Here is a 13176-nt window from a genome sequence, read left to right as displayed (position 1 = left end):
CGCAGCGCCTACCGTGCGGCCGCCGTGCTGCTCGAAACGGCCGCGCGGTGCGCGGCGACCGAGACGCGCCGCGCGGACTGCGCGAGCCGCCTCGCCGCGGCCCGCGCGAGCATCCCGCCGCGCCTGCCCTGAGACGTCCGCCGGTCGAGGAGCGACCACCCGCTGGTCGAGTAGCGAAGTGCATCGAGACCCGGCAGGTCGACTCACCGGGTCTCGATACGGTCGCTGCGCTCCCTCCTCGACCAGCGGAGACGTCAGCGCTGCAGTTCCGTGCGGATCGCTGCCGCGAAGGCGTCGATGTCGGCCTCGGTCGTGTCGAAGCTGCACATCCAGCGCACGACGCCGGCAGCGGCATCCCAGTCGTAGAAGCGGAACCGCTCGCGGAGGCGGTCGGCGACCCCCGCCGGCAGCACGGCGAAGACGCCGTTCGCGTCGGTCGGGTAGGCGAAGCCGAGGCCCGGCAGCTCGCCCGCGTCGATGCCGGCCTCGAGGGTCGCGCGCAGGCGGTGCGCCATGGCGTTCGCGTGGGCGCCCGAGCGCAGCCACAGGTCGTCCTCGATGAGACGGATGAACTGCGCCGAGATGAAGCGCATCTTCGACGCGAGCTGCATGTCGAACTTGCGGATGTACTTCATGCCCTGCGAGGCCTCGGGGTTCAGCACGACGACGGCCTCGCCGAAGAGCAGGCCGTTCTTGGTGCCGCCGAAGCTCAGCACGTCGACGCCGGCGTCGACCGTGAACTCGCGCACGGGCACGCCGAGGGCGGCGGCGGCGTTCGAGATGCGGGCGCCGTCCATGTGGAGCTTGAGGCCGAGCGAGCGGGCGTGCTCGCCGATGGCGCGCACCTCCTCGACCGTGTAGAGCGTGCCGAGCTCGGTGGTCTGCGTGATGGAGACGACGGCCGGCTGGGCGCGGTGCTCGTCGCCGAAGCCGTGGGCCTCGCGGTCGATGAGCTCCGGGGTGAGCTTGCCGTCCTCGGTCGGGACGGTGAGCAGCTTCAGGCCGCCCACGCGCTCGGGCGCACCGCCCTCATCGGTGTTGATGTGCGCCGTGCCCGCGGCGATGACCGCGCCCCAGCGCGGCAGCATCGAAGTGAGGCCGGTGACGTTGGCGCCGGTGCCGTTGAAGACCGGGTAGACCTCGACCTGGTCGCCGAAGAGGCCGGCGAAGACCTCGTGGAGGCGCTCGGTGTAGTCGTCCTCGCCGTAGGCGATCTGGTGGCCGCCGTTCGCCTCGGCGATGGCCTGGAGGATCTCGGGGTGGACGCCGCTGTAGTTGTCGGAAGCGAAGCCCTTGCGTTCGATGTCGTGGATCTGCACCGGGACATTGTTCCACCCGTCGCCTCCGCGCCCGCCGTGCGGCGGTCAGATGCGGATCGGGAAGGTCGCCAGGATGACGATGCCGACGACCGCGGCGACGACCGAGAGCCCGAGCAGCGTGAACTTGCCCCAGCGCACCATCTCGCGCTGCGACATCGCGGTGAGGAAGAGCACGAGGGCGAAGAGCACGGTCAGGATCGAGTAGTTGTCGCCGCGCTGGTTGTTCTCGAGGGCGTCGGCGAAGCGCTGGTCGGCGCGGGCGTTGAGCTCGGCGGCCCGCTCGGTGCCCGGGGGCACGTACTCCGCCATGGCGAACGGCCCGGCCGCGGTGCGGCCTTCGGCATCCCACGCCTCGAAGGCGACCGCGAGCTCAGGGGAGAAGCGCGCCTCGATGTAGCCGACGAGCGCCGCGTCGTCCTGGCTCGTCGCGAGGATCCACTGCGTCCAGAGCGCGGTGTCGGCCGACCGGGCGTCGCGGGCACTCGAGGCGGCGTCCGTCGCCTGGACCCGCGCGCTCGACGCCTCGCTGAAGGCGATCGACATCTCGCCGCCCCACTTGGACGACTGGAAACCGCACCACGCCGTGAGCACCGCGATCGCCGAGAGCAGGAACACGGCGAGGCCGTCGATGAGGCGCTCGCGGATGCCGCCGCCGGGCCTCGCCGGGGCGGGCTGAGAATCGCTCATGCCGTGGAGTCTGCCGCGGAGACCGGAGCGGGGCGGGCGCGGCGCGCCGCCGCATCCGCCGGTCGAGTAGCGACGCAGGAGCGTATCGAGACCCGATGGCGCGGGTCTCGATACGCTCCGCTACTCGACCGACGTAGTGGCTCAGCCCTTCAGCGCCTCGGTGAACTTCACCCGCGCGCCGGTCTTCAGCAGCGAGTTGCGGTAGAGGCGCTCGCCGATCCAGAGGGCGAGCATCGCCGTGGCGGCGAGGATGACGAGCGAGAGGATCGGCTCCCACCACTCGGCCGTGCCGAGGAAGGCCCGCATCGGCATCGCGATGTTCGCCGTGAACGGCACGTAGCTCATGATGCCCATGGCCACCTCGTTGTCGAAGAGGAAGATCACGAGGAAGAACGGGATCATCACGAGGTAGGTCACGGGGGCGGTCGCCGTGCCGACGTCCTCGGCGCGGGAGACGAGCGCGGCGGTGCCGGCGTAGAGGGCGGCGAGCATCACGAACCCGACGACGAAGAACACGATGAACCAGGCGATGCCGGGTCCGACGCCGGCGAGCAGCACCTGCTGATCGGTCACGACGAGGCCCGTGAGCGCGGCCACCGCGATGAGCGCCACCTGCCCGATCGCGAGGATCGAGTTGCCGAGCACCTTGCCCGCGAGCAGCGCCCGCGCCGAGACGGTCGAGAGCAGGATCTCGACGATGCGCGTCTGCTTCTCCTCGACGACGGCCGACGCGATCTGCACGCCGAACGTCAGGGCGGCCATGTAGAAGACGATGCCGAAGGCGAGCGCGATGAAGTAGCCGAGGGCCCACGGCACGGCGTCGGGGTCGAGCAGCTCCACGCCCGGCGAGACGGAGAGCAGTTGCACGAGATCGGTCGGCGCCGAGTCGAGGGCGACGACAGTCATGCCGGTGGGGTCGTCGCTCGGCACGATCAGGGCGTCGGCCTCGCCGCTGCGCACGAGCTCTTCGCCCGCCGCGCGGTCGGCGACCTCGACCGTCTCGACGTCGGTGCCCTCGAACGCGGCCGCCGACGTGCCCCCGACGACGGCGACCGTGGTCGGACCGCCGATGCCGGAGAGCAGTTGCGGCAGCATCACTGCGCCGATGACGAACAGCACGGTGATGCCGGTCGAGATCAGGAACGACTTGGAGCGCAGCTTCGTCGAGATCTCGCGGAGGCCGACGAGCCACACCGACTGCCAGAACGTCGGATCGGTGACGCCGTCGCGTCCGCTGCCGCCCAGGGAGGCGGGGGCCGTGCGGGACTGGGTCGCGGTGCTCATCGGATGACCTCCGTGAAGATCTGGGCGAGGGTGGTGTGCTCCCGGCCGAAGCGCAGGAGGTCGCCGCCGGCGGCGGCTCGGGCGACGGCGGCGCCGCGCGCCGCGTCGGTGTCGGCCTCGAAGCGGGCGCGGCCGCCGTCGAAGTCGAGCACGTGGATGCCGGCCTGCTCGCGCAGCCAGCCGATGTCGCCGCCGACCTCGATCTCGTAGACGGCGCCGCCGAACTCGGTCTGCAGCGCGTCGCGCGAGCCCGCCGCGCGGATCGTGCCGCCGGCGATGATGACGAGGTCGTCGCAGAGCCGCTCGACGATGTCGAGCTGGTGCGAGGAGAAGAGCACGGGCGCGCCGTCGGCGGCCGCGTCGGCGAGCACCTGCTGCACGGTCTGCACGGCGATCGGGTCGAGGCCGGAGAACGGCTCGTCGAGCACGAGCAGCTCGGGGCGGTGCACGAGCGAGGTCGCGATCTGCGCGCGCTGCTGGTTGCCGAGCGAGAGCGATTCGAGGGTGTCGTCCATGCGCTCCTCGAGGCCGAGGCGTTCGAGCAGTTCGACCGCGTTGCGGCGGGCGCCCTCGGCGTTCCAGCCGTGGAGGCGGCCGAAGTAGACGATCTGTTCGAGCACCTTCATCTTCGGGTAGAGGCCGCGCTCCTCGGGCATATAGCCGATGCGGCGGCGGTCGGCCGCGGTGATCGGCGTGCCGTTCAGAGTGACGGCGCCTCCGTCCGAGGCGAGGACGCCGAGGATGATGCGCATGGTGGTGGTCTTGCCGGCGCCGTTGCCGCCGACGAATCCCGTCATGCGGCCGTCGCCGACCGTGAACGTGATGTCGTCGAGCACCCGTCGGCCGCCGTAGGCCTTGGTGATCCCGGTGAGTTCGAGCATGTCTCCGACGCTACGGATGACGCGGCGCCGAGGCATCCGCCCAGCGACGGGTCTTCGGACGGCGGTGCGCTCCCCCGGAAGGGGGAGAGGGCTGCGGGGATCTCGATTCGGCGCTGCGGGGATCTCGATACGGCGCTGCGCACCTACTCGATCGGCGGGGAGGGCGCTGCGCGCCTACTCGATCGGCGGGGGGTCGCGCCGCACGGCGTACTCGAGGGTGAGGTGTCCGCTCGGGTGCTGGAACACGTGGTCGAGTTCGAGACCGAGCAGGCCGAGCCCGTCGGGGGTGTACGAGCGGCCTGAGCCGAGGAGCGTCGGCACGACGCGGAGGCGCAGTCGGTCGACGAGACCGGCGCGGAAGAGCGCGTCGGTGAGCTGCAGGCTGCCCCACACGACGATGCCGTGGAAGTGCGCCTTGAGCGCGGCGACCGTGTCGATCGGGTTGCCGGCGAGGATCTGCACCGAGTGCTCCTCGCCCCACGGGGCCGTCGTGAGCGTGTTGGAGACGACGAACTTCGGCAGCCGGTTGATGGGCTCGGTGACGGGCTCGGCCTGCGGGTCCGCGCTCGGCCAGTAGTCGGCGAACATCCGGTAGGTGTTCGCGCCGAGCAGGATCGCGTCGACGTGGTGCAGGAACGCGACCTGGTCGGCGTCGACGCCGGTGTGGTCCTCGTCGTCGGGACCCGCCTCGAAGAACCCGATGCCGCCGTGCTCGTCGGCGGCGTAGCCGTCGGCGGTGACGATCTGCTCCACGATGAGGCTCATGGCTCACGGTCCCGCCGCGGGAGCCTCCGCGTCAAGGGGCCGGTGCCGCCCGGCTCAGACGAGGCCGTGCTCGTAGGCGTAGACGACCGCGTGGATGCGGTCGCGAACGCCGAGTTTCTGGAGCACCTTGGAGACGTGCGTCTTCACGGTCGCTTCGCCGAGGTAGAGCTTCGACGCGATCTCCTGGTTCGACATGCCCAGGGCGACGAGCCCGAGGACCTCGGCCTCACGCTCGGTCAGCTGCTCGTGCGGGCGCGCTCCGACGTGCCCGTCCGCCCCGTGCCGCTCCGCCCGAGGCCGCGGCGCTCCGCGACCGGTCGAATCGCCTGGTCGCGATGCGTCCTCGGACCGGGCTCCGGGCGCGGCACCGGACGACCCGGCGCCGACGAGCCGGGCGAGGACCGCGCGGGTCACGTCGGGGGAGAGCAGGGCGTCGCCGCGTCCGACGACCCCGACGGCCTCGATGAGCTGCTCGGGGGACGAGTTCTTCAGCAGGAACCCGGATGCCCCGGCGTCGAGGGCCTCGAAGAGATAGTCCTCGCGGTTGAAGGTCGTGAGCACGAGCACTGCGGCGCGGATGCCGGGATCGGCGACGATGCGACGCGTGGCCTCGAGCCCGTCGACGCCGGGCATCTGCACGTCCATGCACACGACGTCGGGGTCGAGTTCCCGGGCGAGGTCGACGGCGGCCGCCCCATCGGCGGCTTCGCCGACGACCGAGATGCCGGGCTCGGAGTCGAGGATCGTGCGGAACCCGCCGCGCACGAGGGCCTGGTCGTCGACGATGAGGACGCGCAGGTCGCTCACTCGGACCGCTCCGGTGCGGCATCCGTCGCGGGATCGGCGGCGGTCGCGGCCGTGAGCGGCAGCGACGCCCGCACGAGGTAGCCGCCCTGCGAACGGGGTCCGGTCTCGAGCGAACCGCCGAGGGCGTCCACGCGCTCGCGCATGCCGATGAGGCCGAGCCCCTCGGCGCGCGAGCCGGAGCGCGACGCGGTCGTGCCGGTGTTGACGACCTCGATCTCGACGGCCGACGTGCTCCAGCGCACCCGGACGTCGGCCCGGGCGGTCGGCCCCGCGTGCTTGCGCACGTTCGTGAGCGCCTCCTGCGCGATGCGGTAGCCGGCGACCTGGATGCTCGGCGGCGCCGGCCGGGCCTCTCCCAGCTCGGTGAACTCGACGGGCAGGCCGGCCTCGCGGGTCTCCGCGACGAGGTCGCCGATCCGGGCGACGTTGAGCGTCGACGCCGACGCGCCGGCGGGGTCGACGCCGTCGGCGCTCGAACCGGCCTCGCGCAAGGTGCCGAGCAGCCGGTGCAGCTCGTCGACCGCCTCGCGGGCGCTCGACTCGATCGACGTGAGGGCGCTCGTCGCGGCCGCCGGGTCGCGTTCGAGCACGCGCCGCGCGGCACCCGCCTGCACGCCCATGACCGAGACGTGGTGGGCGACGGAGTCGTGGAGCTCGCGGGCGATGCGAACGCGCTCGAGCCGCACGGCCTGGTCGCGAGAGCGTTCGCGCTCCGCGGAGAGTTCCGCCGTGCGCTGCTCGAGGGCGGCGTGCTCGCGGGCGGCGGCGTACGAGCGGTCGCCGAAGAGCCAGGCGCCGCCGAAGAAGAGCATGTTGGTGATGATCTGGATGAGGGAGTATGCGACGTAGGGCGAGAGCACCGCGTCGGGGCGGGCATCCGGCGGGTCGACGATGTTGGACGACTGGAGCAGCACGACGAACAGCCACGTGAACTCGCCGACGACGATGACGCCGCGCACGATGCCGGCGCGCATGCGGTTGCGTCCCCACGCCCCGACCGCGTAGACGACCATGAACAGCGCGATCTGGCTGAAGACGAGCTCGATGGCCTGGAATGTCGTGCCGAAACCGTAGGCGAGGCAGACGACGAGGGCGACGAGCTCGGGCTGCACCCGGCGCCAGATCAGCGGGACGCTCGACGCCGCGATCCAGACCACCGAGGCCCACCAGGGCGCCGGGTCCGACCAGATGCGGGCATCGTGCGTCAGGAAGATGCCGACGACCATGCCGGCGGCGATGAGCGCGGCGAGGATCGCGTCGTTGCGGATGCCTCGGGCGTCGGGCCTCGGGCGCACCCACTCGACGCCCGGCACGACCGGCGGCGCGGGGGTCGCGGCGCCCGCGCGGAAGCGCAGGGGAACGGTCGCGGCGGTCATCCCGCCACGCTACCGAGCGGGCGGTCGGAGCGGATCCCCCGCGCGACGGATCGCGCCGTCTCCGCCGGGCGGCGGAGCCGACTAGCGTGGCCGGATGCAGTGGACCGACGAGGTCGCTCTGGGCGACTGGCTCCGTGACCGACTCGACGACCCGTGGCGACGGAGCATCCATGACGTCGTGCCGCGCGGATTCGCGGCCTACGCCCGGGTGCTGCACCCCGCCTACCGCGAGCGGCCCGTCGGCCGCGACTGGCCGCCCCAGCCGGTCGAGCGCCACCGCGACGCCTGGGCGGACTTCGCCGACGACCGGCCCGAGATCGACACCGAGGCGGTGACGTGGGCCGAGACGGCCGAGGCCTTCGGCCGCACGATGCACCCCGAGGCGCAGTGGAACCGGCTCCTCGGCTCCGACGACCCGTACGGCGGCTCCCGCGCCCGGGATGCGGCGGGGTGGCAGTACTCCGACCCGGCGATCGGGCGGCTCGACCCCGAACGCCTCGCCGCGCTCGCCGGAGTGCTCGCGGGCGCCACGACGACCCCGGATAGCGGGGTCGCCGCGGTCTGGGAAGGCTGGGGCGGGCTCGTCGGCGCCATGGGCCTCGGCCCGTCGCGCGCGGTGCTGACCTTCACCGACGGCGACGACGAGGCGGACGCCCGCCACCGCGAATTCCTCGCGCACTCGGTGCACCAGCCGTTCGAGCGACCGTGGGGCCGGGAGTCGTGGCAGCCGGGCATCCTCTCGGACGAGATCTCGGGCGGAGCGCGCTTCGAACTGCCCCATCGCGCGTACGTGCTGTTCCGGGCGGGCGCCGCCGACTTCGCCGATCCGGCCTGGCCGGCGCGCGCGCCGTGGGCCGACCCCCGGTCGGGAGGCTTCGGCACCGAGTCGCCGAGCCTGCTCTGGCCCGACGACCGCGCGTGGGTGCTCGCGACCGAGGTCGACTTCGACTCGACACTCGTCGGCGGCAGCGCCGAACTCGTCGCGGCGATCTGCGCGACGCCGGGCCTCGAGGCGCTTCCGCTGCCCGCGGACGCCGACCTCACGTGGGCGGGCGACCGCATCAACCGGTGAGGCGCTACTTGCGCTGGGTGCGTTCGATCGACATCACGAGGATGATGCGGTCGACGGCATCGGGAGGCGTCATCGGGTCGGCGCTGCCGTAGCGCGCGTCGAGGCGGCTGTAGAAGGCCCCGGTCGGGTCGGGCACGATCTCGACGAGCTTCCCGCGGCACTCGAGGAAGCGCATCGGGTCGTCGGGGTCGACGACGAGCAGGCTCATCGCCGGGTTGTGCGCCAGATTGCGGTACTTCTGGCGGTACGTGGTGTGCGTGAAGCGCAGGTGCTCGCCGTCGTACTCGAACCACATCGGGTTCACCTGCACGGTGTCGTTCGGGCGGATCGTGCCGAGCATCCCGAACAGCGGGCGCTCGAGCAGGTCGACGAGGTCGGCGGGGACGGGTGACTGGCTCATCCTCCGACGCTACCGCGCGCGCCGGAAGCGGTGGCCCGGGCCGATGCGCGCCTCAGGCCTTGCGGTCTTCGCGGCGCTCCTTGAGCCACCAGAGCGGGAGCAGCCAGGCGCCGAGCGCCGTGATGATCCAGATCACGAGGGTCGCGAGGATCCACGTCACGATGCCGTCGATCACGATGCCGTTCGGGAAGAGGCTCGCGACGAGCAGCGCGACGAACGTCGAGACCAGGCCGATGCCGCCGAGGACGGCCGACGCGTACTTGCGGGCGAGGTTGAAGATCCAGGGCGAGAGGATCGCCTGCGCGACCGTGAACACGATGACGGCGATCAGGAATCCGCCCCACTCGAGGTGGAAGTCGGGCAGCACCCACGAGGCGACGAGCAGCCCGAACGCGGCCGAGAGGAGCGAGATCCCGATGCCGATGAGAAACCTGACCATGCGGTTGACGGTAGTGCCCTCCGACCCTCGAGCGGGCGAACCGCCCCGATGAGGTCGCGAACTCTCGCCCGCCGACCTGCGTGCAGTCGGTTCCCGGGGGTGGCCGCGAGGCGCCGACCGGCGCACCATGGCATCCATGGGGGAGACGGTGCGGCCGGATGCGCCGACGAGCACGCCCGGGCGGGTGCAGGCCGTCTATCTGATCCTGCTCACCGGCAACACCCTCGCGGCCTCGTTCATCTGGGGCGTCAACACGCTCTTCCTGCTCGACGCGGGCCTGACCAACTTCGAGGCGTTCGCCGCGAACGCGTTCTTCTCGCTCGGGATGCTCGTCTTCGAGGTGCCGACCGGCGTCGTCGCCGACATGTGGGGCCGCCGGGTCTCCTACCTCCTCGGCACGCTCACGCTCGCGACGACGACCGCCCTCTACTGGCTGCTCTGGCTCTGGGAGTCCCCCTTCTGGGCGTGGGCGGTCGTGTCGATCCTGCTCGGGCTCGGCTTCACGTTCTTCTCCGGCGCCACCGAGGCCTGGCTCGTCGACGCGCTGGATGCCACGGGCTACACGGGCTCGCTCGAGGCGGTGTTCGGCCGCGCCACGATCGTCGGCAGCATCGCGATGCTCGTGGGCTCCGTCGCCGGCGGTGTGATCGCGCAGTGGAGCGACCTCGGCGTGCCGTTCCTCGTGCGCACCGGGGTGCTGCTCGTCATGTTCGGCGTCGCGGCGTGGCTCATGCGCGACCTCGGATTCACGCCCGCGCGCGACGGGCATCCGTTGCGCGCGACGCGACGCCTGCTCGCCGACTCAGTGCACTCCGGCCTCGGCAACCCGCCGGTGCGATGGCTCATGCTCGCGTCGCCGTTCGTGACGGGCGTCGGCTTCTACGCCTTCTACGCGATGCAGCCCTACCTGCTGGAGCTCTGGGGCGACGAGGGCGCCTATTCGATCGCGGGTCTCGCCGCGGCGCTGCTGTCGGCCGCGGGCATCCTCGGCGGCTGGCTCGCCCCGCGCGTGCGGCGGCGGGTGCGCAAGCGCACGAGCGTCGTCATCGCGGCGACGGCCGTGAGCTCACTCGCGCTCGTCGCGCTCTGGCTGACGGGCTCGTTCTGGGTCGCCGTCGCGATCGTCGTCGTGTGGGGCGTCTCGGATGCCGTGGCCGGGCCGGTGCGCCAGGCCTACCTCAACGACCTCATCCCCTCGGCGCAGCGCGCGACGGTGCTGAGCTTCGACTCGCTGCTCGGCAGCGCGGGCGGCGTCGTCGTGCAGCCGGCCCTCGGCCGCAGCGCGGACGTCTGGGGCTACCCGGCCTCCCTCGCCCTCAGCGGACTCGTGCAGGCGATCGCGCTGCCGTTCCTCGCGGCGAGCCGGCGTCGCGGCGGCGATGCGGACACGGCGGGCGAGCGCGGCGCCGAAGCCGCCGTTCAACCCGAAGCGCCGCCGGCGACCGACGCGCCGGAGGGCTGAGGGCTTCGGCCCCAGAGGGGTGCTGAGGGTCAGGCGCCCGGGGCGCGCGGGGCCTGCGGGAAGATGCGCAGCAGCGTCAGCACGATGAAGCCGAGGAACGCGTTGCCCGCGAGCAGGGTCGCGAGCAGGATGAGCGCGAATGCGGGGCCGTCGCCGAAGTGCCGGCCCGGGCCGCTGACCATCGCCGCGAGCACGAGCAGCACCGCCGCGGCGAACAGCACGCCGATGATGAGCAGGGCGCGGCCGTGGAACCGCGGCGGGACGGTGCGGTCGACGCGCAGGAATCGCATCGCCGCCCACGCGACCGCGACCCCGACGGGGAGCACGCTCACCATCAGGCCGAACCAGTCCGAACCGGGAGACACGCGCTCGATCCTCCCCTACCGGATGGGAGAACGGAACCGGTCCGCGAACTTCGTCACGAAACGTCGCCGGGCGAGACGGTTCGACGCTTCCCAGCGCCGCTCGGTATCGTCGCTTCGTGCAGAATCCGACCGCCGAACGCTTCCGCGCGCCCGCCGGGGCGGGTCTCCGGTGAGCGCGCCGGCGCCCGGCGGCCCGGCGACCGCCGTCGACCCGCGCAAGCGCGCCGTCCGGCTGGGCATCCGTTGGGTGCTCGCGATCGTCGGCGGTCTCGTGATCGTCTTCGCGCTCGGCATCCTCGTGCGCCGCATCCCCGCCGTCGAGGCGTTCATCGCCGACTGGTCCGGCTTCGTCCCGCTGCCCGCGGGCGCCCCGCTCGGCATCCCGGCCTGGCTGTCGTGGCAGCACTTCCTGAACTCGCTGTTCCTGCTGCTCATCGTGCGCACGGCGTTCCAGATCAAGTCGCGCAAGCGCCCGCCGGCGTTCTGGACGCGCGACAACGACGGGCCGATCCGCACGAAGCGCCCGCCGCGACGCCTTTCCATCCACGTCTGGTTCCACCTCAGCCTCGACGCGCTCTGGGTGCTCAACGGCATCGTGTTCGCCGTGCTGCTCTTCGCGACCGGCCAGTGGATGCGGATCGTGCCGACCGACTGGAGCGTCATCCCGCACGCGCTCTCCGCGTTCCTCCAGTACGCCTCGCTCCAGTGGCCGACCGAGGACCCGTGGCTGAGCTACAACGCGCTGCAACTGCTCAGCTACTTCGGCGTCGTCTTCATCCTCGCGCCGCTGGCCGTGCTCACCGGGCTCCGCCTCTCGAGCGTCTGGCCGCAGGAGGGGCGCTGGAACCGCTGGTTCTCGGAGTCGCTCTTCCGCAAGGTCCACGTGCTCGTGCTCTGGGGCTTCCTCGTCTTCGTGGTGCTCCACGTCGGCCTCGTGCTCCTGAACGGGCCGCTCGCGAACCTCTCCGCGATGTACGCCGCCCAGGAGGACGCGCCGTGGCTCGGCGTCGGACTCTTCGTGCTCTCGCTCGCCGCGCTCGCCGGTGCCTGGCTCCTCGCGAGCCCCGACCGGCTCAAGAAGGTCGCCGCCCGCTTCGGCAAAGTTCGCTGAACCGCGGATTTGCGGCCTTCCGGCCGCCTCCGTAGGGTGACCGCATGCTCGGTCGCCCCCCGAAGACGACCCGAGATGCGCGAGAGCGGATCTCGCCGTCGGTGCTGCGCCGGACACGGGTGTTCGGTCTCGTCGCCGCCGTCGGGGTCGGGGCGCTGGCCGTCTCCGGTCTCGCGCTCGCGGCGGGAACCCAGGCCGGGTTGCGCTCGCTCGACGGCGTGATCGCCGGCGGCACCTTCGATCCCGACCGGGACGACTCCGGGTCCAGCTCGGTGCCCGGCGATGCCGGGAGCGCGCTGCCCGAGTCATCCGAGACCCCGACGCCGAGCACCGCGCCGACGCCGAGCGCTCCGCCGACGAGCGCGCCGCCGACCACGGATGCGCCGGACGTGCCCGCGACCGACCCCATGTCGCCGGAGTACAACCCGTACACGACCGTCGGGGACCCGGCGTACCTCACCGAGGGCGTCCGACGCGAGTGGCTCGGGCAGGAGGCCGTCGTGCGCGACTGCATGAGCGCAGCCGGCTTCGAGTATCTGCCGTGGCAGTGGTGGTACGGCGGCAGCCCATTGCCCACGGGCTTGAGCGCCGACGAGGAGGCAGCCTGGTACGCCGCCTACGCGGGCGGGGCGGCCGACGGGGCCGCGACGTCGTCCGCGTTCCACGCCGAGCCGGTGAACGAGTCTGAGGCCGAGGCCGAGCAGGGGACCGACGCCGTGCCCGAGACCGCGGAGCCGCCGGTCACCGAGCCGCCCGTGACCCCGACGCCGGAGCCCACCCCGGACCCGACCCCCGATCCCACTCCCACGCCCGACCCCGGCGGCTGCCGCGCCGTCGGACAGGCGGCGGCCGAGGCCGCCGTCGCGGCCGGCGCCCCGCTGGCCGCCGATCTGCCCGCGGCTCCGGGCCCCGAAGTGCCGACCGAACGCGAGGCGTGGCTCGCCTTCCAGGACGAGGTGCGCGCCTGCATGTCCTCGGCCGGCTTCGAGTACCGCTACTGGCAGTACTGGAACCCGGCGTACACGGCGCCGCCCGGAGGCATCCTCGCCGCAGAGCCCGAGGGCCTCGACGAGGCGACCCGCGCCGCCTGGCAGGCCGCGCTCTACGGGGCCGCCGGTTCCGCGCCGTCCGAAGGCGGCGGCTGCTGGGCGAGCGGGATGTCCTCGAGCGGCTACCGCGCCTTCGCGTAGGGCGCGGAGGCGGTCGGC

General features: G+C 72.5%; 14 protein-coding genes. 4 read left to right on the top strand and 10 right to left on the bottom strand.

Going from position 1 to position 13176, the window contains the following annotated elements:
- Nucleotides 1-254 precede the first annotated feature (254 nt).
- From GB864_RS11475 to GB864_RS11445, 7 genes are all read right to left on the bottom strand, one after another.
- Nucleotides 255-1319, bottom strand: coding sequence for a beta-eliminating lyase-related protein (locus GB864_RS11475; RefSeq protein WP_160425151.1), 1065 nt, complete (start codon nucleotides 1317-1319; stop codon nucleotides 255-257).
- 45 nt (nucleotides 1320-1364) lie between these two features.
- On the bottom strand, nucleotides 1365-2006 hold the full coding sequence (locus GB864_RS11470; protein ID WP_160425149.1) for a hypothetical protein: 642 nt from the start codon (nucleotides 2004-2006) through the stop codon (nucleotides 1365-1367).
- Between the two features lie 141 nt (nucleotides 2007-2147).
- Nucleotides 2148-3290 (bottom strand): ABC transporter permease, encoded by a 1143-nt coding sequence (locus GB864_RS11465; protein ID WP_160425147.1) that lies wholly within the window; start codon nucleotides 3288-3290, stop codon nucleotides 2148-2150.
- Nucleotides 3287-4171, bottom strand: coding sequence for an ABC transporter ATP-binding protein (locus GB864_RS11460; protein ID WP_160425144.1), 885 nt, complete (start codon nucleotides 4169-4171; stop codon nucleotides 3287-3289). Before GB864_RS11460 ends, GB864_RS11465 begins: the two co-directional genes overlap by 4 nt.
- 174 nt (nucleotides 4172-4345) lie before the next feature.
- A complete protein-coding gene (locus GB864_RS11455; protein ID WP_160425142.1) occupies nucleotides 4346-4936 on the bottom strand; it encodes a dihydrofolate reductase family protein in 591 nt (196 codons plus the stop codon).
- A 54-nt stretch (nucleotides 4937-4990) separates the two neighbouring features.
- The gene (locus GB864_RS11450) at nucleotides 4991-5743 is read right to left on the bottom strand and encodes a response regulator (RefSeq protein ID WP_160425139.1); all 753 of its coding nucleotides are present in this window, start codon (nucleotides 5741-5743) and stop codon (nucleotides 4991-4993) included.
- The gene (locus GB864_RS11445; protein WP_160425138.1) at nucleotides 5740-7119 is read right to left on the bottom strand and encodes a sensor histidine kinase; all 1380 of its coding nucleotides are present in this window, start codon (nucleotides 7117-7119) and stop codon (nucleotides 5740-5742) included. Before GB864_RS11445 ends, GB864_RS11450 begins: the two co-directional genes overlap by 4 nt.
- A gap of 94 nt (nucleotides 7120-7213) precedes the next feature.
- On the opposite strand from GB864_RS11445, the gene GB864_RS11440 reads away from it, so the two are divergent.
- Nucleotides 7214-8191, top strand: a complete 978-nt coding sequence (locus tag GB864_RS11440) for a hypothetical protein (protein ID WP_160425136.1) — start codon at nucleotides 7214-7216, stop codon at nucleotides 8189-8191.
- 4 nt (nucleotides 8192-8195) lie between these two features.
- Here the strand turns inward: GB864_RS11440 and GB864_RS11435 are convergent, their stop codons facing one another.
- Nucleotides 8196-8591: a PPOX class F420-dependent oxidoreductase gene (locus GB864_RS11435; protein WP_160425135.1), complete on the bottom strand. Its 396-nt coding sequence runs from the start codon at nucleotides 8589-8591 to the stop codon at nucleotides 8196-8198.
- A 52-nt stretch (nucleotides 8592-8643) separates the two neighbouring features.
- A complete protein-coding gene (locus GB864_RS11430) occupies nucleotides 8644-9030 on the bottom strand; it encodes a phage holin family protein (RefSeq protein WP_160425133.1) in 387 nt (128 codons plus the stop codon).
- Nucleotides 9031-9166: 136 nt separating this feature from the next.
- Here GB864_RS11430 and GB864_RS11425 point away from each other — a divergent pair, with 136 nt between their 5' ends.
- On the top strand, nucleotides 9167-10492 hold the full coding sequence (locus GB864_RS11425) for an MFS transporter (RefSeq protein WP_160425132.1): 1326 nt from the start codon (nucleotides 9167-9169) through the stop codon (nucleotides 10490-10492).
- A gap of 29 nt (nucleotides 10493-10521) precedes the next feature.
- On the opposite strand, the gene GB864_RS11420 is transcribed toward GB864_RS11425, so the two are convergent.
- Nucleotides 10522-10857: a hypothetical protein gene (locus GB864_RS11420; protein ID WP_160425130.1), complete on the bottom strand. Its 336-nt coding sequence runs from the start codon at nucleotides 10855-10857 to the stop codon at nucleotides 10522-10524.
- Nucleotides 10858-11026: 169 nt separating this feature from the next.
- Between GB864_RS11420 and GB864_RS11415 the strand changes: the two genes are divergently transcribed.
- The gene (locus GB864_RS11415; RefSeq protein ID WP_336603969.1) at nucleotides 11027-11968 is read left to right on the top strand and encodes a cytochrome b/b6 domain-containing protein; all 942 of its coding nucleotides are present in this window, start codon (nucleotides 11027-11029) and stop codon (nucleotides 11966-11968) included.
- Between the two features lie 44 nt (nucleotides 11969-12012).
- Nucleotides 12013-13158, top strand: a complete 1146-nt coding sequence (locus GB864_RS11410; protein WP_160425125.1) for a hypothetical protein — start codon at nucleotides 12013-12015, stop codon at nucleotides 13156-13158.
- Nucleotides 13159-13176: the final 18 nt, after the last annotated feature.

This window comes from Agromyces seonyuensis (assembly GCF_009789225.1).
In the GTDB taxonomy this organism is placed as follows: Bacteria; Actinomycetota; Actinomycetes; order Actinomycetales; family Microbacteriaceae; genus Agromyces; species Agromyces seonyuensis.
The sequence above is the reverse complement of the archived record's forward strand: the minus strand, read 5'-3'. Positions and strand labels throughout refer to the sequence as shown.

What these genes read in the sequence shown, in the direction of transcription:
- GB864_RS11470 (WP_160425149.1), bottom strand. Translation starts at nt 2,006, where the DNA reads ATGAGCGATTCTCAGCCCGCCCCGGCGAGGCCCGGCGGCGGCATCCGC.
- GB864_RS11465 (WP_160425147.1), bottom strand. Translation starts at nt 3,290, where the DNA reads ATGAGCACCGCGACCCAGTCCCGCACGGCCCCCGCCTCCCTGGGCGGC.
- GB864_RS11460 (WP_160425144.1), bottom strand. Translation starts at nt 4,171, where the DNA reads ATGCTCGAACTCACCGGGATCACCAAGGCCTACGGCGGCCGACGGGTG.
- GB864_RS11455 (WP_160425142.1), bottom strand. Translation starts at nt 4,936, where the DNA reads ATGAGCCTCATCGTGGAGCAGATCGTCACCGCCGACGGCTACGCCGCC.
- GB864_RS11445 (WP_160425138.1), bottom strand. Translation starts at nt 7,119, where the DNA reads ATGACCGCCGCGACCGTTCCCCTGCGCTTCCGCGCGGGCGCCGCGACC.
- GB864_RS11440 (WP_160425136.1), top strand. Translation starts at nt 7,214, where the DNA reads ATGCAGTGGACCGACGAGGTCGCTCTGGGCGACTGGCTCCGTGACCGA.
- GB864_RS11435 (WP_160425135.1), bottom strand. Translation starts at nt 8,591, where the DNA reads ATGAGCCAGTCACCCGTCCCCGCCGACCTCGTCGACCTGCTCGAGCGC.
- GB864_RS11430 (WP_160425133.1), bottom strand. Translation starts at nt 9,030, where the DNA reads ATGGTCAGGTTTCTCATCGGCATCGGGATCTCGCTCCTCTCGGCCGCG.
- GB864_RS11425 (WP_160425132.1), top strand. Translation starts at nt 9,167, where the DNA reads ATGGGGGAGACGGTGCGGCCGGATGCGCCGACGAGCACGCCCGGGCGG.
- GB864_RS11410 (WP_160425125.1), top strand. Translation starts at nt 12,013, where the DNA reads ATGCTCGGTCGCCCCCCGAAGACGACCCGAGATGCGCGAGAGCGGATC.